We start from the raw sequence: 18,297 nt of genomic DNA on the forward strand, positions 1-18,297 counted from the left end.
TCTCTCACGCCTCCGGGCGGTCGTCGGCGGTGCCCGCCCCGGGGCCGGCGCCGGAACCGGCCTGCGGCTCGTCGCGCAGGTCGAGGCCGATGTCGAGGATCGGGGAGGAGTGGGTGAGCGCCCCGACCGCGAGGTAGTCGACCCCGGTCGCGGCGTAGGCGCGCGCGTTGCCGAGGGTGAGGCGGCCGGAGGACTCCAGCCGGGCCCGGCCCGCGACGAGGGCGACGGCCTCGCGGGTCTCCTCGACGGTGAAGTTGTCCAGCAGGATCAGGTCGGCGCCCTCGGCGAGCACCGGCTCGATCTGGTCGAGGCGGTCCACCTCGACCTCGACGGGCACATCGGGGAACTCGCTCCGCACGGCCTTGAAGGCCGCCGCGATCCCGCCCGCCGCCACGACGTGGTTGTCCTTGATGAGCGCCGCGTCCGAGAGCGACATGCGGTGGTTGAGGCCGCCGCCGCAGCGGACCGCGTACTTCTCCAGGAAGCGCAGTCCGGGGGTGGTCTTGCGGGTGTCGCGGACGGCCGCGCCGGTGCCCTCCAGGGCGTCGGCCCAGGCGCGGGTGGCGGTCGCGATGCCGGAGAGCCGGCAGAGGAGGTTGAGGGCGCTGCGCTCGCCGGTGAGCAGATCGCGGGTGCGGGTGCGCACGGTCAGCAGCTTCTGGCCGGGCTCGACCCGGTCGCCGTCCATCACATGCCGTTCGACCTCGAACTCGTCGGTGCAGACGACCGAGAGGACCGCCTCGGCGACGCGCAGGCCCGCGATGGTGCCGCTCTGGCGGGCGGTGAAGTCGCCGGTGGCGACGGCGTCCTCGGGGATCGTGGCCACCGTCGTCACGTCCACGCCGTGGTCGAGGTCCTCCTCGATGGCGACGTGCGCCAGGTCCTCCACCTGGACGGGGTCGAGCCCGCCCAGCGCCAGCAGTTCGGCCAGCGCGGGGTCGAGACCGCACTCCAGGGGGTCCAGGTCGTAGCCCTCGCCGCCGTCACCGCAGCCGCAGGAGTCGCCGCACCCGCCACCGTCCGCCCCGGCGGAGGGGCCGCCGATCTGGAGCAGCGGAAGGTCCACGGGCTGTGGACGGTCAGGGGTGTTCACGAGTTGTCCCTTCGGGGTGGATCGTGGTGGACGGCCGCGGAGGCGTCCGTCCGGCCGGCGGGGCCGCGGGAGGCTCCGGGGGAATCCGTGCCGGTCGCGGCCCCGGCGCGCGCGCCGGGGCGTACGGGCGGGAAGTCTGCCGTGTCCGTGGAGATGATCGCCAGTTCGGCGTCCGGCCCGAGGCGGGCGACGAGGTGGCGGCGCCAGTGCTCGTCGTCGCGGTCGGGGCGGTCCTCGCGCCAGTGGCAGCCGCGGGTCTCCTCGCGCTCGCGGGCCACGGCGACCAGGACGCGGGAGACCAGCAGGAGGTTCGTGGCCTCCCAGCTCTCCACACACGGCTCGGCCGTCTTGCCGTCCACACTCAGCTCGGCCGCGGCCGTCGTGTGCAGGCGCTCCAGATCGGCGGCGGCACCGGCGAGGCTGGCGGCGCTGCGGAGGACACCGGCGCCGGCCGTCATGATGCGCTGGATCTCGTAGCGGGCCTCGGGGACCAGGAGAGGGCCGCCGGGCGCGGCGTCGGGGACGGGGCCGGGGCCGGAGCCGGGGACGGGGCCGCCGTGCGGGGTGCCGGTCCCGGTGGTCTCCGCGGGTCCGGTGCCGGTCCCGGCCGGGGCGGCCTCGGCGCCGTCCGGGGTGCCGGAGATGTCGGCGGCGATGCGCTCGGCGAAGACCAGGCCCTCCAGCAGGGAGTTGGACGCGAGCCGGTTCGCGCCGTGCACGCCGGTGCACGCGACCTCGCCGCAGGCGTAGAGCCCGGGGACGGTCGTCCGGCCGCGCAGATCGGTCCGCACCCCGCCGCTGGCGTAGTGCGCGGCCGGGGAGACCGGGATCAGCTCCGTCACCGGGTCGATGCCGTGCGACCGGCAGGCCGCGAGGATGGTCGGGAAGCGGTGCTCCCACATCTCGGCGCCGAAGTGGCGGGCGTCGAGGTACATGTGGTCGGCGCCGGTCTCGCGCATGCGGCGCATGATGCCCTTGGCGACGATGTCGCGGGGCGCCAGCTCGGCCAGTTCGTGCTGCCCCCGCATGAAGCGCACGCCGTCGGCGTCCACCAGGTACGCGCCCTCGCCGCGGACCGCCTCCGACACCAGCGGCTGCTGCCCCTCGGCGCCGGGGCCCAGGAACAGCACGGTCGGGTGGAACTGGACGAACTCCAGATCGGAGACCTCCGCGCCGGCCCGCAGCGCCAGCGCCACCCCGTCGCCGGTGGACACGGCGGGATTGGTGGTCGCGGAGAACACCTGCCCCATGCCGCCGGTGGCGAGCACCACCGCGGGGGCGCGCACGGCGCCCACGCCGTCCCGCTGCCCCTCGCCCATGACGTGCAGGGTGACGCCCGCGGTACGGCCCCGGGCGTCCTTCATCAGATCGAGCACCAGGGCGTTCTCGACCGTCTCCACCCCGGCCTCGCGGACCGCCTCGACCAGCGCCCGGGAGATCTCCGCGCCGGTCGCGTCGCCGCCGGCGTGGGCGATCCGGCGGCGGTGGTGGCCGCCCTCGCGGGTCAGCAGTATCTCGCCGGTGCCGGCGTCGGTGTCGAACCGGGCGCCGCTGCCGATCAGCCGGCGCACGGCGTCGGGGCCCTCGGTGACCAGGGCGCGCACGGCCGTCTCGTCGCACAGCCCGGCGCCCGCGACCAGGGTGTCGTCCAGATGCTGCTCCGGGGTGTCCCCGTCGCCGAGGGCGGCCGCGATGCCGCCCTGCGCCCAGCGGGTGGAACCGGCGTCGAGCCGCGCCTTGGTGACGACGACGGTCTTCCGGCCGGCGGCGGCGCAGCGGAGGGCGGCGGTCAGCCCGGCGACGCCGGAGCCCACCACGACGACATCCGCGTCGAGGGCCCAGCCGGGTGGCGGGGCGGTCAGCGCGAGGGCCTCGGGGGCGGCGGGGCCGCCGGGGCGGTCGGCCGGGGGGACCCGGTCGGACTGGTGGGTCTGGTGCGGGTGGTGGGGCCGCTGGATGTGGTGGGCGCGGTGCGGCGGGCGGGGCCCGCCGGGACGGCGGGGGTCGTCGTCCTGGCGGCGGTGGTCGTCCTGGCGTGCCCGGTCGGCGCCGTCGGCCCGGTGTCCGTTGTCGGGAGTACTCACAGGGCGGCTCCGGACGGGCGGTGGGCGCGTGGTCCGGGCCGCGTTGCGGAGCTCCCCGGGGCAGCCGGGGCGGCCGGGGCGAGGGCTTGCCGGGCGGCGGGCCGCCGGTTCGGGGGCCGGCGCGGCGTGCGCGACGGACTCATCGGGCCGGACAGGCTCATCGGGTGGCTCCGAACTGCAGGCGGATGTTGTCGATCAGACGGGTGGTGCCCACCCGGGCCGCCACGGCCAGCACGGCCTCGCCCCGGTGGTCCGCCGGGACCTCGGTGAAGTCGGACGGGTCGACGAGGGCCAGGTAGTCGGTCACCAGCGGCGGCTGCCGCTCCGCCGCCTCGTCGAGCACGGCGCGGGCGGCGGCGCGTACGGCGTCCGGGTCCGCGACCGGCGCGGTGGACGGCTCCGGCTCCGGTACGAGTACCGGCGCCCCGGGCGGCGCGGACGGCGCGCGGTCCCCGGCCGGCGCGGGCTTCCCGGCCGCCGGTTCCGTCCCGGCCGCCGCGGCGGTCCCCGCCTGCCGGCCCGCCGCCAGGGCGCGGGACAGCGCCAGCGCCGTGACCCGCTCGGGCCCGGAGAGATAGCGGTTGCGGCTGGACAGGGCCAGCCCGTCGGGCTCGCGGACGGTCGGGACGCCGGCGATCCGGACGGGGAAGTTCAGGTCGCGCGCCATGCGCCGGATCAGCGCGAGCTGCTGGGCGTCCTTCTCGCCGTAGAGGGCGAGATCCGGGGCGGTGAGGTGGAGCAGTTTGGCGACGACGGTGAGCATGCCGTCGAAGTGCCCGGGGCGGCTGGCACCCTCCAGCCGCTCCCCCATCGGGCCGGCGGAGATCCGGACCTGCGGTTCCCCGCCCGGGTAGACCTCCTCGGCGGACGGCGCGAAGACGGCGTCCGCGTGCTCCCGCGCGGCGACGAGGAGATCGGCGTCGAGGGTGCGCGGATAGCGGTCGAGGTCCTCACCGGCACCGAACTGCAGGGGGTTGACGAACACGGTCACGACGACCTGGCCGTCCGGGCCGACCCGGTCGCGGGCGGCGCGGATCAGGGCGGCGTGCCCCGCGTGGAGGGCTCCCATCGTCATCACGACCGCGCGCTCGCCGCGCCGGTCCAGGGCGCGCAGTGCGGCCGCCGTGCGGATCAGGGCGGGCTCGGGGCCCGGGGCGGTGGTGACCGCGTCCCCGTCGACGTGCCCGCCGGGGGCGGTGGTCGCGCCGCCGGGGGCGGTGGTCGTCGCGTCCGTCGTGTGCCGGTCGTCCGTCATCGGGTGCCTCCGTCGGCGAGCACGCCCAGCAGGTCCTCGGCCAGCTCCGGTTTCAGCAGGCCGGAGGCCATGGCGCGGTCCGCCGTGGCGCGTGCCATGGCGAGATAGCCGGCGACGGTCTGCGGCGCGTGCTCGCGCAACTCGGCGACGTGCGCGGCGACCGTGCCGGCGTCACCGCGCGCGACGGGGCCGGTGAGGGCCGCGTCACCGGAGCGCAGGGCGTTGTCCAGGGCCGCGCCCAGGAGCGGGCCCAGCATCCGGTCGGGGGCGCCCACCCCGGCGGCGCGCAGCAGTTCGAGCGACTGGGCCACCAGCGTGACGAGATGGTTGGCGCCGAGCGCCAGCGCCGCGTGGTACAGCGGGCGGGCGGACTCCTCGATCCACTCGGGCTCGCCGCCCATCTCGATGACCAGGGCCTCGGCGGCGAGCCGCAGTTCCTCCGGCGCGGTCACACCGAAGGAGCAGCCGGCCAGCCGCTGGACGTCGACGGCGGTGCCGGTGAAGGTCATCGCCGGGTGCAGCGCCAGCGGCAGGGCGCCGGCGCTCCGGGCGGGGTCCAGTACGGCTGTGCCGTAACGGCCGGAGGTGTGCACCAGGAGCTGTCCGGGGCGTACGGCGCCGGTCTCCGCCAGACCCTGGACGAGCCGGGGCAGGGCGTCGTCGGGAACCGTCAGCAGGACGAGCTCCGAACGGGCCAGGACCTGCGCCGGCGACACCAGGGGCACCTCGGGCAGCAGGGCCGCCGCCCGGCGCACCGACGCGTCGGAGACGCCCGAGACGGCGACCGGGCGGTGCCCGGCGAGCCGCAGCGCGGCGGCGAGCGCGGGGCCGACCCGGCCCGCGCCGACGACCCCGACGGCGAGCCTGGCGGGGCGGTCCTTGGCCTCGGGGAGAGGGGGTGTGTTCACGGAATACGGCCTTCCGTTCCAGTCCGCTGGCCCGGTTCGGGAGGGCCAGGGGCGGTACCGGACGTGTCCCGGCCAGCTTACGCGAGGACGGCCGGCCGCCTTTCCGCGCTGCGCGCCGGGGCCGGGGGCCGGGGGAAAGGGCCGAGGGCCGGGCGCGCCCGCGGCCGGTGCGCCATCATCGGCGCATGGTGGACGACACGAGCGACGAGGGGCGGGCCCGCAGACTCGCCGCCTGGGGCGGGGCCCGCCGGAGGCTGGCGGAGGTCGCGCCGGCGGAGACCATCGGCGGCCGGCTGGCGCGGCTGGCCGCGGAGGCGCCCGCCGCGTACGACCTGACCGAGCGGACCGATGTCTACGGCGACGGGGCCGTGGAGGCCCTGGAGCGCCGGGTCGCCGGGCTGCTGGGCACGGAGGCGGCCGCGTTCTTCCCGACCGGGACGATGGCCCAGCAGATCGCCCTGCGCTGCTGGGCCGGCCGGACGGGGAACGCGACCGTGGCCCTCCACCCACTGGCGCACCCGGTGCGGCACGAGCGGAACGCCCTGCCGGTGCTGAGCGGTCTGCGGACGGTGCACCCGACGCAGGAGCCCCGGCAGCCCACGGCGGACGAGGTGCGGGCGCTGGACGAGCCGTTCGGCACGCTGATGCTCGAACTGCCGCTCCGCGAGGCGGGGTTCGTTCTGCCCTCCTGGGAGGAGCTGGAGGCCGTCACCGGGGCGGCGCGGGAACGGGACGCGGTGGTGCACATCGACGGCGCGCGGATCTGGGAGTGCGCCCGCCATCTGGGGCGTGAGCTGCCGGAGATCGCGGCGCTCGCGGACAGCGTGTACGTGTCGTTCTACAAGTCGCTCGGCGGTCTCTCGGGAGCTGCGCTGGCCGGCCCGGAGAGCCTCGTCGCGGAGGCGAAGGCGTGGCGGCACCGGTACGGCGGGCAGCTCTACCAGCAGTGGCCCGCGGTGCTCTCCGCGCTGGCGGGGCTGGACCGGGAACTGCCGAGGCTGCCGTCGTACGCCGCGCACGCCGGGGTCGTCGCGGCCGCGCTGCGCGAGGGACTGGCGGCCGCCGGGGTGCCGTGGTTCCGGGTGCACCCGGAGCCGCCGCACACGCACGAGTTCCAGGTGTGGCTGCCGTACCCGGCGGACGCGCTGACCGAGGCGGGGACGCGGCAGGCCGAGGAGACGGGGACGCTGCTGTTCCGGGCCTGGTGGGACGAGCAGCGGGTCCCGGGGATCGCGATGACCGAGGTGACGGTCGCCGGTCCGGGGCTGGAGTGGACGGCGCGGGACGTCACCGAGGCGGTCGCGGGGTTCCTCGGCTTCCTGGAGCGGACGGAGGGCTGAGCCGGGCCCGGCCGCCCGGCTGCCCGGCCGCCCGGCTGCCCGGCGGAGCGCCGGCCCGCGGCGCGGCTACGGCGTTCCGCCCGCCCGGACCAGGCCGGTCTCGTAGGCCAGGACGACGACCTGCACCCGGTCGCGCAGCTCCAGCTTGGTGAGGATGCGGCCCACATGGGTCTTCACCGTGGCCTCGGAGAGCACCAGCCGGGCAGCGATCTCACCGTTCGACTTTCCCTGCGCCACCAGCAGCATCACCTCGCGCTCGCGTTCGGTGAGCCGCCCGATGCGGCCCTTGGCGGGGACGTCGGCGGGGCCCGGCATCATGGGCGTGAAGCGGTCGAGAAGGCGGCGGGTGGTGCTCGGGGCGACCACCGCGTCCCCGCTGTGCACGGCGCGGATGGCGGACAGCAGTTCGGCCGGCGGCACGTCCTTGAGCATGAAGCCGCTCGCGCCCGCCTTGAGCGCGGAGAAGGCATACTCGTCGAGGTCGAAGGTGGTCAGGATCAGCACCTTGGGCGCGCCCTCCCGGGCGCAGATCCGCCGGGTGGCCTCCACTCCGTCCAGCCGGGGCATCCGGACGTCCATCAGGACGACGTCCGGAGCGGCCGGGCCGAGCACCTCCAGGGCCTCCGCGCCGTCGCCCGCCTCGGCGACGACCTCCATGTCGGGCTGTGCCGCCAGCACCATGCGGAAGCCGGTGCGCAGCAGCACCTGGTCGTCGACGAGCATCACGCGGATGGACATGAGTTCCCTTTCCGAGGGGTGGGGTCGTGCTGGAGCGGTGCTTGAGGGCGGTGCGGGCGAGGGGGTGTGAGGTGGGACGTGGGGGGACGTGAGGGGTGACGTGAGTGGGGACGTGAGGTCTGCGCGAGACGGCGCCGGAGGCCCGGGGCCGGCGCCCGGCCGGGGGCCGCCTCAGCCCACCGGTTTCAGCGGCAGCACCGCGCTGATCCGGAAGCCCCCGCCGGGTCTCGGTCCCGCGTCCAGCTTGCCCCCGACCATGCCGACGCGTTCCCGCATACCGATCAGGCCCTGGCCGAGCCCGTCCGAGCCGCCCTTCTCGTACACCTGCCGCTGGGCGCCCCGGCCGTCGTCCTCGACCAGCAGTTCGAGCTCGCTGTCGCCGTAGGTGAGCCGCACGGACGCCCCGACGTCCGGGCCGCCGTGCTTGCGGGTGTTGGTCAGCGCCTCCTGGACGATCCGGTACGCGGTGAGCTCCACACCGCTCGCCAGCGGACGCGGCTCGCCGCCGACCCGGAAGTCGACCGGGAGCCCGGCGCCCCGCACCTGTTCGATGAGATCGCCGAGCTGCCGGACGTCCGGCTGCGGCACGTACTCCCCGCACTCCTCGCTCTCGCCGGTGCGCAGCACGCCCAGCAGCCGCCGCATCTCCGCCAGCGCCTGGCGCCCGGTGCCGGAGATGGTCTCCAGCGCCTGCTTCGCCTGCTCCGGACTGGAGTCCAGGACATAGGCCGCGCCGTCCGCCTGGACGACCATCACCGACACATTGTGGGCCACCACGTCGTGCAGCTCCCGGGCGATCCGGGAGCGTTCGGCGGCCACGGCCATCTTGGCCTGCGCCTCGCGCTCCTTCTCGAGCCGGGCGGCGCGCTCCTCCAGCTGGGCGTAGTAGGCGCGGCGGGTGCGGATCGAGTCGCCGAGCACCCAGGCGAGGGCGAAGGGGACGGTCATGAAGATGACGGCGACCGCGAACGAACCCGTGTCCGGGCCGTACGGGGGCCAGCGGAGGTTGTAGATCGTCGGCGCCGCGAGACCCGCCGCCAGGGCAAGCCGGGACGCCCAGCGCGCCCCGTTGGCCGCGACCGTGTAGACGATCACCAGCATCCCGAAGTCGGCCGGGTTCTGCCGGACGTCGGTGAGGAGCTGCACCACGCCCGCTCCCGCGGCGATCAGCAGCATCAGCTCCGGCGCCCGGCGGCGCAGGGCGACCACCGTGCACAGCGCGGCCATCACGAGGATCCCGGCGAGCCGCTGCCCGGGATGGCCGGCCGTCTCCTCCGCGACCCACAGCCCGCCGAGCATCAGCAGGATGGCAGCCCAGAAGCTGTCGACACCGGTCGGGTGCCTGCGGAGGAAGTCGTAGAGACGCTGCACGTGACCCAGCGTAGGGACGGCGGGTAGGTGTAGGGGTCAACCGGACGGCCGATCCTCGGTTCGCGGGCCTACTCCCCAAGGTGGACACATCACCCATCACCGGCGCCTCCGCGGGGCGCGCATACCGTGGTCGGATGACGAGCGAGGGCGCGGGCGCGGGCGGGGACGGGGACGGGGACGGCAGCGGTGACGGGAGCGGCCGTGGCGGGAGCGGCAGCGGCCGTGGCGGGAGGGGCCGTGGCGGGGGTGGCGCGGCGGGGCGCGGGGGCCGTTCCCCGGGCGGCTCGCCGGTCACGGAGGTCCCGTCCGGCCCGCTGGGGTGGCGGCAGGCCACCGAGCGGGCGCTCTACGGACCGGGCGGCTTCTATCTGCGCGAGCGGCCCGCGAGCCACTTCCGCACCTCCGTCCACGCCTCGCCCCTCTTCGCGGACGCGGTGGCGGAGCTGCTGGCACGGGTGGACCGCGCACTGGGGCGGCCGGCGGACCTGGCCCTTGTGGATGTCGGCGCGGGGCGCGGCGAACTGCTCACCGGCGTTCTCGCGGCCGTCCCGCCGGCCCTGGGCGCGCGGCTGCGCCCGTACGCCGTGGAGCGCGCCGCGCGCCCCGGCGGGCTCGACCCCCGGATCGTCTGGCGTCGGGAACTCCCGGCTCCGGAAGAGGGGCTGCGGGGACTGCTGTTCGCCAACGAGTGGCTGGACAACATCCCCGTCGACGTGGCGGAGACGGACAGCCGGGGAACCCCGCGGCTGGTCCTCGTCGGCCCGGACGGGCGGGAGACCCCGGGCGGACCGGTCACCGGACCGGACGCGGAATGGCTGCGCCGCTGGTGGCCCGCGGACTGCGGACCGGGCACGCGCGCGGAGATCGGCCGCCCGAGGGACGACGCCTGGGCGCGGGCCGTGCGCGCCCTGGAGAGCGGTCTGGCGGTCGCCGCCGACTACGCCCACACGCGGGCGTCCCGGCCGCCGCAGGGCACGCTGACGGGCTTCCGGGCCGGCCGCGAGGTGCCGCCCGTGCCGGACGGTTCCTGTGACATCACGGCCCATGTCGCTCTGGACGCCTGTGCGGAGGCGGGACGGCGGACGGTCGCGGAGAGGGACGCCCGAGAGGGCGCGCGAGGGGGCGCGCGGCCGGCCGCGGCAGACGGCGGGCGGGAAGCGGGGCCGGGAGCCCGGCATGAGGGCGGTGGGGAAGCGGGGCACGACAGCCGGCGGAAGGGCGGGCACCAGGACCGGCGGGAGACCGCGCGCGGCTCCGGGCCGCCGCCTTCGTCCGGCGCTCCGGTCCTGCTGACCCAGCGGGAGGCGCTGCGGGCGCTCGGCGTCAGCGGCTGCAGGCCGCCCCTCGCCCTCGCGTCACGCGATCCGGCGGCGTATGTGCGGGCGCTGAGCCGGGCCGGCGAGGCGGCGGAACTCACCGACCCGGCCGGCCTGGGCGCGTTCGGCTGGCTGCTCCAGCCGGTCGGCATCGCGCTGCCGGCGGACCTGGCGGCGGGGGAGGCGGAGAGCACGGAGGACACGGCGGGGAGGCAGCCTTGAGGGCTGTCCGGCAGGGCTGCGTCAGCGGCCCGTCATCCACCGGTCCGGCAGTGCCTCGCGGCGGCCCGTCCGGGAGCGGTCGGCCTGGGCCCGGATCACGGCCCGCGCCTCGTCGGCGTCACGGAGCCGGGCCGTCACCGACTTGTTGGCACCGGTGTCCACGGTGACGTCGGCCAGCCCGCGCGCCCGCGTCCACGGCCCCTGGCGGAGCCGTACGCTCTGCACCTTCGCGTGCGGGACGAGCGACAGCGTGCGGCTCACCCGTCCGTGCCGGGCCGCGAACACCGGCCCCTCGGCCGTGAATCCGTAGCCCCGCCACCACAGCGGCACGCACCAGCGCGCGCGGCGCGGCACCGGACGCATCGCGCCGGCGACCGCCCGTACGTCCACCCCCGGCAGCACGCGCGCGATCACCATGCCCGCCGTGTCCCGGTCCGCCACGGGCAGCAGCACGGTGTTCTTCGAACCCGCCACGTCCAGTTCGACCCGGACCCAGCCGCGCCGCCGCCACAGCAGCGGTTCGACGATCCGCACGGTCTGCACGCGCCCCGGCGGCACCGTCTCGTGCGCCCGGTCGAGGAGCCCGTGGTCGAGCCGGAGCCCGTCCGGGGACTCGCCCACCGTCCAGTCGTACTCGGTGATGTAGCGGCCCGCGCTCGCCGCCCAGAAGGCGCCCATCGACGGAATCGCCGCCGCCAGAGCCGGCCAGGGGCTGCCGCTGAGCGCCCAGACGACCGCCGTGACGCCGGCCGCGGCGGCGAGGCCCGCCCAGACCCCGGCGAGCAGCAGGATCGCCACGGCGAGGGTCCGGGGGTGGACCCGCGCGAGCTGCCGCGCGGGCGCCTCGCCGACGTCCCGCGCGGACTCCGGGGCGATGCCCGCCGCACGGGCCAGCAGCTCGGCGCGGAGCTCCCGCGCCTCCTTGTTGCTCAGGAACGCCAGTTCGTCCTTGGCGTCGGTGCCCAGGACGTCGAGCTTGAGCTTGGCGACGCCGATGACGCGGGCCAGCAGCGGCTGCGTGACGTCCACGGCCTGGAGCCGGTCGAGCCGGATGTGCGCGGTGCGCCGGAACAACAGGCCGGTACGGATGCGCAGTTCGGTGTCGGTCACGGAGAAGTGGGTGAACCACCAGCTGAGGAAGCCGTACGCGGCCGCGGCCGGGATGATCACCAGCAGGCCGAGGAGGGCGTGGGTGAGGGTCAGCGCGTCGATCCACTTCTGCGCCTGGTCGAGGTCGTGGATCACCCACCCGACGGCGATGGCGATCGGCGCCCAGGCGCGGCGCAGCGGGGTGACGGGGTGGAGCCGGCGCTCGCCGGGGGCACCGCGGCCGAAGGCAGGGGCGGCACCGGTGCCGGGGGCGGTGCCGGTGCCGGGGGCGGGCGCGGGCGCGGCTTCGGTGGCCGGGCCGGCGGAGGGGGGCCGGGCGGCCGGGCCCCCGGGAGGGGTGGCCGGGGCCGCGTCCGGCGGGGCAGCGGGCTCCCCCGGACCGGCGCCGTGGCCCGACCCGCCGCTTGGGCGCGGGCCGGGACCGGAGCCCGGGCCGGGACCGGAGCCGGGACCGTGAGCGGGACCGCCCGGCTCGGTGCCAGTGCCGTTGCCGGGGCCAGTGCCGTTGCCGGTGCCGTTGCCGGGCTCCGGGTCCGGCTCCGTGCCCGCCCCGCCGCCGTTCCGTTCGGTGCCGGGCCCCGCGCCGGTCACAGCCCCGCCGATCGGGCCTGGCCGAGTTCGGTGAGCCGGTCGCGCAGCCGGGCGGCCTCCGACGGCAGCAGACCGGGGATACGGGCGTCGGAGGCGGCCGCGGCGGTGTGCAGCTGCACGCTCGCCAGACCGAAGTGCCGTTCCAGCGGCCCGGAGGTGACCTCCACGAGCTGCATCCGCCCGTACGGCACCACGGTCAGCTCCCGCCACAGCACCCCCCGGCTGATCAGCAGGTCGTCGGCCCGCTCGGCGTACCGCCAGGAGCGCCAGTTGCGCTCCAGCAGCCACCAGCCCCAGCCACCGAGGAGCGCCGGCGGCACGGCGAAGAGGGCCCAGACCGGGCCGGCGGTGAACCACAGCAGTGCGCCCAGGCCGGCGGTCAGTACGGGCACCGTCGCCGCGAGGACGAAGCGGCGCAGCCGCAGCAGTCCGCGCGGCAGCGGGGTCCAGTCGGCGTCGATGCCGGCCGCCGTGCCGTCGCCCGCGGTGCCGCCGTCCGCGCTCGTGTCACCGGCCGTGTCCGTCCCCGTGTCCATGCCCCCAGCGTAGGCGGACTCCGCAACTGCCAGACTGTTCCCATGACGGAGACGACAGTCGGGATCGGCGGCGCGGCGGAGAGCACGGACATGGTGCTCAACATCGGCCCGCAGCATCCGTCCACGCACGGCGTGCTGCGCCTGCGGATCGTGCTGGACGGGGAGCGCATCCTCTCCGCCGAGCCGGTCGTCGGCTACATGCACCGGGGCGCGGAGAAACTGTTCGAGGCGCGCGACTACCGCCAGATCATCGTGCTCGCCAACCGGCACGACTGGCTCTCGGCGTTCTCGAACGAGCTGGGCGTGGTGCTCGCCGTCGAGCGCATGCTCGGCATGGAGGTGCCCGAACGGGCCGTGTGGACGCGGACCCTGCTCGCCGAGCTGAACCGGGTGCTGAACCATCTGATGTTCCTCGGCTCGTACCCGCTCGAACTCGGCGGGATCACCCCGGTGTTCTACGCCTTCCGGGAGCGTGAGGATCTGCAGGCGGTCATGGAGGAGATCTCCGGCGGCCGGATGCACTACATGTTCAACCGGGTCGGCGGGCTCAAGGAGGACCTGCCCGCGGGCTGGACCGGCCGGGTCCGGCAGGCCGTGGCCTCCGTGCGGTCCCGGATGAGCGACTACGACAACCTGGTGCTCGGCAACGAGATCTTCCGCGGCCGCACCCGCGGCGTGGGCGTGCTGTCGCCGGAGGCGGTGCACGCCTACGGGATCAGCGGGCCCATCGCGCGCGCCTCCGGGGTCGACTTCGACCTGCGCCGCGACGAACCGTATCTGGCCTACGGCGAGCTGGGCGACGTGCTGAAGGTGGTCACCCGTGACGAGGGCGACTGCCTGGCCCGCTTCGAATGCCTGCTGGAGCAGACCCATGTCGCGCTCGATCTGGCCGACGCCTGTCTGGACCGGCTCGCCGCGCTGCCGCCCGGGCCGGTCAACCTGCGGCTGCCGAAGGTGCTCAAGGCGCCCGAGGGGCACACCTACGCCTGGACGGAGAACCCGCTCGGGCTGAACGGCTACTACCTGGTGTCGAAGGGCGAGAAGACGCCGTACCGGCTGAAACTGCGCTCGGCCTCGTTCAACAACATCCAGGCGCTGGCCGAACTGCTGCCGGGGACGCTGGTCGCGGACATGGTGGCGATCCTGGGGTCGCTCTTCTTCGTCGTCGGCGACGTCGACAAGTAACGGGTCCGGGCGGGCTGCCCTGCGGCGGCCGGGCGGACCGGCTACGTCCCCGGACCGGACCGGACCGCACAAGGACACCCCTCCGTCCGTACGTCCTGCTGCCCGGCCGCCCGGTCCTCCGGTGCCGCCCGGCTGTCACATGGCACCGCCGCCCCGACGGGAGCGTCGGAGCGGCGGTGATGCCGGTGTGGTGGTCCGTGCGGCGCGCCCCGCGCGGAGCCCGGCGAGGGCTCACCGGTGCGGGGCGCCGGTACGGCGGTCAGGAGGAGTGGGCGCGCAGCTCGCTGAGGTTGAGCTGTTCGGTCTCGTCGTGCTCGGTCAGGTCGATGACCTCGTTCTGTGCGTGCTCCGGCTCCTCGGGCTCCGGGGTCGCGGAGGCCGGGCCGGTCTGCCGCGGCGGCTGCCGCCGCTCGGACTGCTGCTTCCGTGAGAGCGGCTGCGGTCCGCGGCCCTGCCCGGAACGCGGCTCGTCCCGCTGCCCGGTGCGCTTGCCCCGCGAAGGCGTCTGCCGGGTCCGCTTCGCCGGCTGCGAACGTCCGGACCCGCCGGCCTGCGCGGAGCCCTCGTCGCTCCGGGCGGGCCGCTCGTCCTGCCCGGCCGGCTCGCTCTGCCCGGCCGGTTCGTTCTGCCCGGCCGGTTCGTTCTGCCCGGCCTGCCCCTGCCGCGCCTCGTGCTCGGCGAACGCCTCGGCGCCGACCACATCGGCCAGATCCTCTTCCCGGGCGACGGCCGTCAGCTCCGGGCGCTGCCGCGCGGCCCGTTCGGACTGCGTACCGAAGAAGTCGAAACCGCCCTCGGTGCGCGGTGCGCTGCCGCGCCGGGGTTCGTACGGCACCACGGCCGCCGCGGCCGGCATCGTGTGCTGCTCGCGCGGCGCGGGCGTGCTGGGGTCGGCGGCCGTGCGGTCACCGCCATCGCTCCCGGCGGCCGCCGCGTGCTTCCCCCGGGGCTCGTCCGCCTCACCGCGGCCGGCCTGCTCGGCCTCCCGCCTGCGGGCGGCCGTGACCGTGCGCTCGGCCTGCTGGCGGGCGCCGTTGCGGGCCAGCCGCCGCAGCGCCTCGGAGGCCCGGAGGTAGGCCGCCGGTGTCGGGGTGCCGTCCCCGCCGAGGGCGGGCCGGGATGGCCCGGCCTCGATCGCGAGCAGGCGGCGGCCCTCCAGGGCGCTGGCCCGTTCGGTCTCCGCGGTGGCGTAGCGGCGCAGCAGCCCGGCGTGCTCGTTGCGAAGCCGGGCCAGTTCGGTGCGCTTGGCGCGCAGCTTGGCCTCCAGCTCCCCGCGGAGCTCGCGGGACTCCTCGACGTCCGACTCCAGTTCGGCGATCCGCTCCTCGGCGCGCCACTCGTCGCGCGTGCGGGCCCGGTGGAGGTCGGCGACCTGCTTGCCGGCGGCCCGGTCCCAGGCGCGCATGAGCACCGCGCCGATGACGGCGGCGGCCGCCGCGGCCACCACCAGCAACCGGAGCCCCACCGGATCGTCGGTGAGCAGGGCGCCGACGGCACAGGCGGCCGAGACACCGATGACGGTCGACGGGGGCAGAAGCCGGTGCAGGGGTGGCGAATGGCGGTGGCGTCCACGTGGCATGGCCAGAAACTTACCGTGCGCCTGACGTAGATGGGGACCACGACGACAATCTGTTTTCCGCCGGTTACGTGTCAAGCAGTCCTTTGGACTTGAGGTAGTCGGCCGCCACATCCGCGGGCTTCTCCCGGTCCGCGTCGATGCGGCGATTGAGTTCGACGAGATCGCGGGTGGAGAGGGTGTCGGTGAGCCGGCCGAGCGCCGTCTCGATGTCCTTGCCGCCGGCGTCCTCCGCGTTCACCACGGGGAGCACATTGTCGGCGTTCTGGAGTCCCTTGTCGTCGGCGAGCAGGACCAGCCCGAATTCCTCCAGCGTGGCGTCGGTGGTCGTGGTCAGCACCATCTGGTCGGTGCCGTCCTTGACCGCCTGCTTGGCCTGCGGGGTGCCGACGCCCTTGGGGTCGACGGCGGTGATGTCGATGCCGTAGGTCTTCTCCAGACCGGGCCGGCAGAACGGGCGGATGTCGCACTCGTCGCCCGCGGCCAGCCTGATGGGCTTCCCGGAGGCCCCCAGATCGGAGAGCGTCTCAAGATCGTTCCGCTCCGCGAATTCCTCCGTGACGGCGAAGGCGTTCTGGTCCACGGCTTCACCCGCACGGAGTACCTTCAGACCGCGCGGCCCGGCGAGCTTCTTCAGGGCGGCGACGGTCTCGCCGACATCGCTGGAGGCGACGGGCTCGGCTTTCGGGCCGTTCTCCTTGGCGTTGAGGAATTCGGCGAGCGTGGCCGCGTATTCCGGCACGACATCGATCTCGCCCTTCTCCAGCGCCGGTTCGTACAACTCCCGGTTCTTGAGCGTCTTGACCGTGGTGTCGTAACCGGCATCCGCCAGCAGCGCCGCATACAACTCGGCCATCAGCGCGGATTCCGTGAAGCCGGCCGAGCCGACGACCAGCGAGCCCTTGCCGGAATCACCGGTTCCGCCGCCGCCCTTCTCCTCCAGGCTCCCGCCTCCGCAGCCGGTGAGCCCCGCGGTCAGGACGGCGAGGCCGGCGGCCGCGGAGAGGACGCGGCGGAAGCGGACGGAGTGCGCGATTCGGGTCATCGGGGGACCTTCCTGCTCGTTCACGGGGACGGGGAGGAGATGGGGGAACGGAGTACGGACGGGGACGGGGACGGGGATACGGAAGCGTGGTGACCGGGAGACGGACGGGGACGCCCCGTGGCGCAGGAGCCGGCGGAGACCCCCGGACACCCGGGCGGCGGAGCCCCCCGGACACCCGGCGCACCCGAGGCCGGGGCCGGAGGCGGCGCGCCCCGGTCACGGCGCCACCCGGGTACGGAGACCCGTACCGCCGCCCCGGGCTCCGGACCGGCCCCCCGCCCTGCCCCGGGCCGCGGAGCCCCTGCGCCGGATCGGGTCGAGCAGCCACTGCGCCAGCGCGAACAGCGCCTCGACGGCCAGCGCCAGCGCGGCGACGAGCAGAGCCCCGGCCACCACCTGCGGGGTGCTGTAGGTGTTGAACCCCGCCGTGATGATCCGGCCCAGCCCGCCGCCGCCCACCAGCCCGGCGAGGGTGGCCGTGGCGACGACCTGGATCGCCGCCGACCGCACCCCCGTCATGATCAGTGCGAAGGCCAGCGGCAGTTCGACCCGGGCGAACACCTGGCCACCGGACATCCCCATGCCCCGCGCGGCCTCCACGACGTCCCGGTCCGCCTCGCGCATCCCGACGTAGGCGTTGGTCAGCAGCGGCGGCACCGCGAACAGCACCAGCGCGATGACCGTCGGCAGGTCGCCGTGGCGGCCCAGCGGGGTGAGCGTGAGCAGGACCAGCACCGCGAACGTCGGCACCGCCCGCCCCGCGTTGGAGATGTTGACGGCCAGCGCTCCGCCCCGCCCCCGGTGCCCCAGGTACAGCGCCACGGGCAGCGCGACGGCGCAGGCGAGCCCGAGGCTGACCGCCGTCAGCCACAGATGTTCGGTGAGCCGCCGCCCGGCGCCCGCGCCACCGGCCCAATGCGCCTCCGTGGTCAGCCAGTTCCAGGCTTCCGCCAGGACACCCATGCGCTCAGCCCGCCTTCGCCGCCGGGGCGGCGGGAGGACCGGACGCCGGAGCCGCCGCCCGAGGGGCCGCGGGAGCGGAGGAGGGCCCGGTGCCGCCCGGCCCCGCGCCGCCCGGCCGTGCGGACGCACCGGCGGTGCGTATGTGCCGCGTCCAGGGCGTCAGCAGCCGCTGCGCCCCGAGCAGCAGCAGATCCGCCAGTACGGCCAGCAGCACGCAGATCACCGAGGCGGTCAGCACCTGGGCCCGGAAGAAGCTGTCCAGGCCCGCGTAGAGGAGATTGCCCAGACCGCCGTGGCCGACGATCGCGCCGACCGTCGTCAGCGACACGGCGGAGACCGCGGCGATCCGCAGTCCGGCCATCAGCGCGGGCAGCGCGAGCGGTATCTCCACCTCGAACAGCAGCCGGGCCGGGCCGTATCCCATCCCGCGCGCCGCCTCGCGCGTGCCGGCGGGGACGGCGTCCAGCCCGGCCAGGATGTTCCGCACCAGCACCGTCAGCGAGTACAGGGCGAGCCCGGTCACCACCACCGAGGCCGACAGCCCGAACACCGGCATCAGCAGGGCGAACATGGCGAGCGACGGAACCGTGTAGAGGACGGTCGTCAGCCCCAGCACCGGGCCGGCCAGCCCGCGCCACCGGCGGGCCAGCAGCGCCAGCGGAAAGGCGGCCAGCAGCCCGAGCACCACCGAGGAGAGCGCGATCAGCACATGCTGCGCGGTGGCGTCCAGCAACTCCTGCGAGCGCGTGCGGAGATACTCCCCGCAGATCCATTCGTTCGCCCTCAGACAGCTCTGCCCGCTCACGACCGTCCCCCTCGCGGTGCGTTGTCAGCCGTTCTCTCCGCGCTTCTCTCCGCCTGCCCGTCCCCGTGGTGTCCATGGTGCCCATGGGTGGCACCGGGTCACGCTCTCCTCATGCTCACTGTGCGGCGACCCTATCCCCCGGGTCGGACAACTCCCCGG

At 75.7% G+C, this 18,297-nt stretch carries 15 protein-coding genes; 3 read left to right on the forward strand and 12 right to left on the reverse strand.

The window, feature by feature from the left end; all coding sequences use genetic code 11:
- Nucleotides 1-4: 4 nt before the first annotated feature.
- The 4 genes from nadC to LIX60_RS13650 form a co-directional block, all read right to left on the reverse strand.
- Nucleotides 5-1,093, reverse strand: a complete 1,089-nt coding sequence (nadC, locus tag LIX60_RS13635) for a carboxylating nicotinate-nucleotide diphosphorylase (protein WP_227958650.1) — start codon at nt 1,091-1,093, stop codon at nt 5-7.
- Nucleotides 1,090-2,955 carry an L-aspartate oxidase gene (locus LIX60_RS13640; protein WP_227962762.1) on the reverse strand — a complete coding sequence of 622 codons (1,866 nt, stop codon included), beginning with the start codon at nt 2,953-2,955 and terminating at the stop codon, nt 1,090-1,092. Before LIX60_RS13640 ends, nadC begins: the two co-directional genes overlap by 4 nt.
- A 379-nt stretch (nt 2,956-3,334) precedes the next feature.
- Nucleotides 3,335-4,312, reverse strand: a complete 978-nt coding sequence (panC, locus tag LIX60_RS13645) for a pantoate--beta-alanine ligase (RefSeq protein WP_374117976.1) — start codon at nt 4,310-4,312, stop codon at nt 3,335-3,337.
- A 116-nt stretch (nt 4,313-4,428) separates the two neighbouring features.
- Entirely contained in the window at nt 4,429-5,340 is a 912-nt protein-coding gene (locus tag LIX60_RS13650) for a Rossmann-like and DUF2520 domain-containing protein (RefSeq protein WP_043467358.1), read from the reverse strand.
- A 185-nt stretch (nt 5,341-5,525) separates the two neighbouring features.
- Here LIX60_RS13650 and LIX60_RS13655 point away from each other — a divergent pair, with 185 nt between their 5' ends.
- Entirely contained in the window at nt 5,526-6,680 is a 1,155-nt protein-coding gene (locus tag LIX60_RS13655; protein WP_227958652.1) for a low specificity L-threonine aldolase, read from the forward strand.
- A gap of 66 nt (nt 6,681-6,746) precedes the next feature.
- Here the strand turns inward: LIX60_RS13655 and LIX60_RS13660 are convergent, their stop codons facing one another.
- Both LIX60_RS13660 and LIX60_RS13665 read right to left on the reverse strand, forming a co-directional pair.
- The gene (locus tag LIX60_RS13660; protein ID WP_019707665.1) at nt 6,747-7,418 is read right to left on the reverse strand and encodes a response regulator transcription factor; all 672 of its coding nucleotides are present in this window, start codon (nt 7,416-7,418) and stop codon (nt 6,747-6,749) included.
- Between the two features lie 171 nt (nt 7,419-7,589).
- Nucleotides 7,590-8,789 carry a sensor histidine kinase gene (locus LIX60_RS13665; RefSeq protein ID WP_227958653.1) on the reverse strand — a complete coding sequence of 400 codons (1,200 nt, stop codon included), beginning with the start codon at nt 8,787-8,789 and terminating at the stop codon, nt 7,590-7,592.
- Nucleotides 8,790-8,923: 134 nt separating this feature from the next.
- Here LIX60_RS13665 and LIX60_RS13670 point away from each other — a divergent pair, with 134 nt between their 5' ends.
- Nucleotides 8,924-10,327, forward strand: coding sequence for an SAM-dependent methyltransferase (locus LIX60_RS13670; RefSeq protein ID WP_308101281.1), 1,404 nt, complete (start codon nt 8,924-8,926; stop codon nt 10,325-10,327).
- A gap of 21 nt (nt 10,328-10,348) precedes the next feature.
- On the opposite strand, the gene LIX60_RS13675 is transcribed toward LIX60_RS13670, so the two are convergent.
- Nucleotides 10,349-12,028 (reverse strand): PH domain-containing protein, encoded by a 1,680-nt coding sequence (locus LIX60_RS13675; protein WP_227958654.1) that lies wholly within the window; start codon nt 12,026-12,028, stop codon nt 10,349-10,351.
- Nucleotides 12,025-12,564 carry a PH domain-containing protein gene (locus LIX60_RS13680; RefSeq protein ID WP_019707663.1) on the reverse strand — a complete coding sequence of 180 codons (540 nt, stop codon included), beginning with the start codon at nt 12,562-12,564 and terminating at the stop codon, nt 12,025-12,027. The genes LIX60_RS13675 and LIX60_RS13680 overlap by 4 nt, the downstream gene beginning before the upstream one ends.
- Nucleotides 12,565-12,606: 42 nt before the next feature.
- Here LIX60_RS13680 and LIX60_RS13685 point away from each other — a divergent pair, with 42 nt between their 5' ends.
- The gene (locus LIX60_RS13685; protein WP_227958655.1) at nt 12,607-13,749 is read left to right on the forward strand and encodes an NADH-quinone oxidoreductase subunit D; all 1,143 of its coding nucleotides are present in this window, start codon (nt 12,607-12,609) and stop codon (nt 13,747-13,749) included.
- Nucleotides 13,750-14,008: 259 nt separating this feature from the next.
- Here the strand turns inward: LIX60_RS13685 and LIX60_RS13690 are convergent, their stop codons facing one another.
- The 4 genes from LIX60_RS13690 to LIX60_RS13705 form a co-directional block, all read right to left on the reverse strand.
- Nucleotides 14,009-15,328, reverse strand: a complete 1,320-nt coding sequence (locus LIX60_RS13690; protein ID WP_308101284.1) for a hypothetical protein — start codon at nt 15,326-15,328, stop codon at nt 14,009-14,011.
- 64 nt (nt 15,329-15,392) lie between these two features.
- Entirely contained in the window at nt 15,393-16,370 is a 978-nt protein-coding gene (locus LIX60_RS13695; protein WP_227958656.1) for an ABC transporter substrate-binding protein, read from the reverse strand.
- Nucleotides 16,371-16,586: 216 nt separating this feature from the next.
- Nucleotides 16,587-17,333 carry an ABC transporter permease gene (locus tag LIX60_RS13700; protein ID WP_227958657.1) on the reverse strand — a complete coding sequence of 249 codons (747 nt, stop codon included), beginning with the start codon at nt 17,331-17,333 and terminating at the stop codon, nt 16,587-16,589.
- Between the two features lie 4 nt (nt 17,334-17,337).
- Nucleotides 17,338-18,138: an ABC transporter permease gene (locus LIX60_RS13705; RefSeq protein ID WP_227958658.1), complete on the reverse strand. Its 801-nt coding sequence runs from the start codon at nt 18,136-18,138 to the stop codon at nt 17,338-17,340.
- Between the last annotated feature and the right edge of the window lie 159 nt (nt 18,139-18,297).

The organism is Streptomyces sp. S07_1.15, from assembly GCF_020739505.1.
GTDB classification, from domain to species: Bacteria; Actinomycetota; Actinomycetes; order Streptomycetales; family Streptomycetaceae; genus Streptomyces; species Streptomyces xinghaiensis.

Bases quoted from the DNA above. Each gene is read 5' to 3' on its own strand.
- LIX60_RS13695 (WP_227958656.1), bottom strand. From the start codon at position 16,370: ATGACCCGAATCGCGCACTCCGTCCGCTTCCGCCGCGTCCTCTCCGCG.
- LIX60_RS13660 (WP_019707665.1), bottom strand. From the start codon at position 7,418: ATGTCCATCCGCGTGATGCTCGTCGACGACCAGGTGCTGCTGCGCACC.
- LIX60_RS13685 (WP_227958655.1), top strand. From the start codon at position 12,607: ATGACGGAGACGACAGTCGGGATCGGCGGCGCGGCGGAGAGCACGGAC.
- LIX60_RS13680 (WP_019707663.1), bottom strand. From the start codon at position 12,564: ATGGACACGGGGACGGACACGGCCGGTGACACGAGCGCGGACGGCGGC.
- LIX60_RS13700 (WP_227958657.1), bottom strand. From the start codon at position 17,333: ATGGGTGTCCTGGCGGAAGCCTGGAACTGGCTGACCACGGAGGCGCAT.
- LIX60_RS13655 (WP_227958652.1), top strand. From the start codon at position 5,526: ATGGTGGACGACACGAGCGACGAGGGGCGGGCCCGCAGACTCGCCGCC.
- LIX60_RS13690 (WP_308101284.1), bottom strand. From the start codon at position 15,328: ATGCCACGTGGACGCCACCGCCATTCGCCACCCCTGCACCGGCTTCTG.
- LIX60_RS13670 (WP_308101281.1), top strand. From the start codon at position 8,924: ATGACGAGCGAGGGCGCGGGCGCGGGCGGGGACGGGGACGGGGACGGC.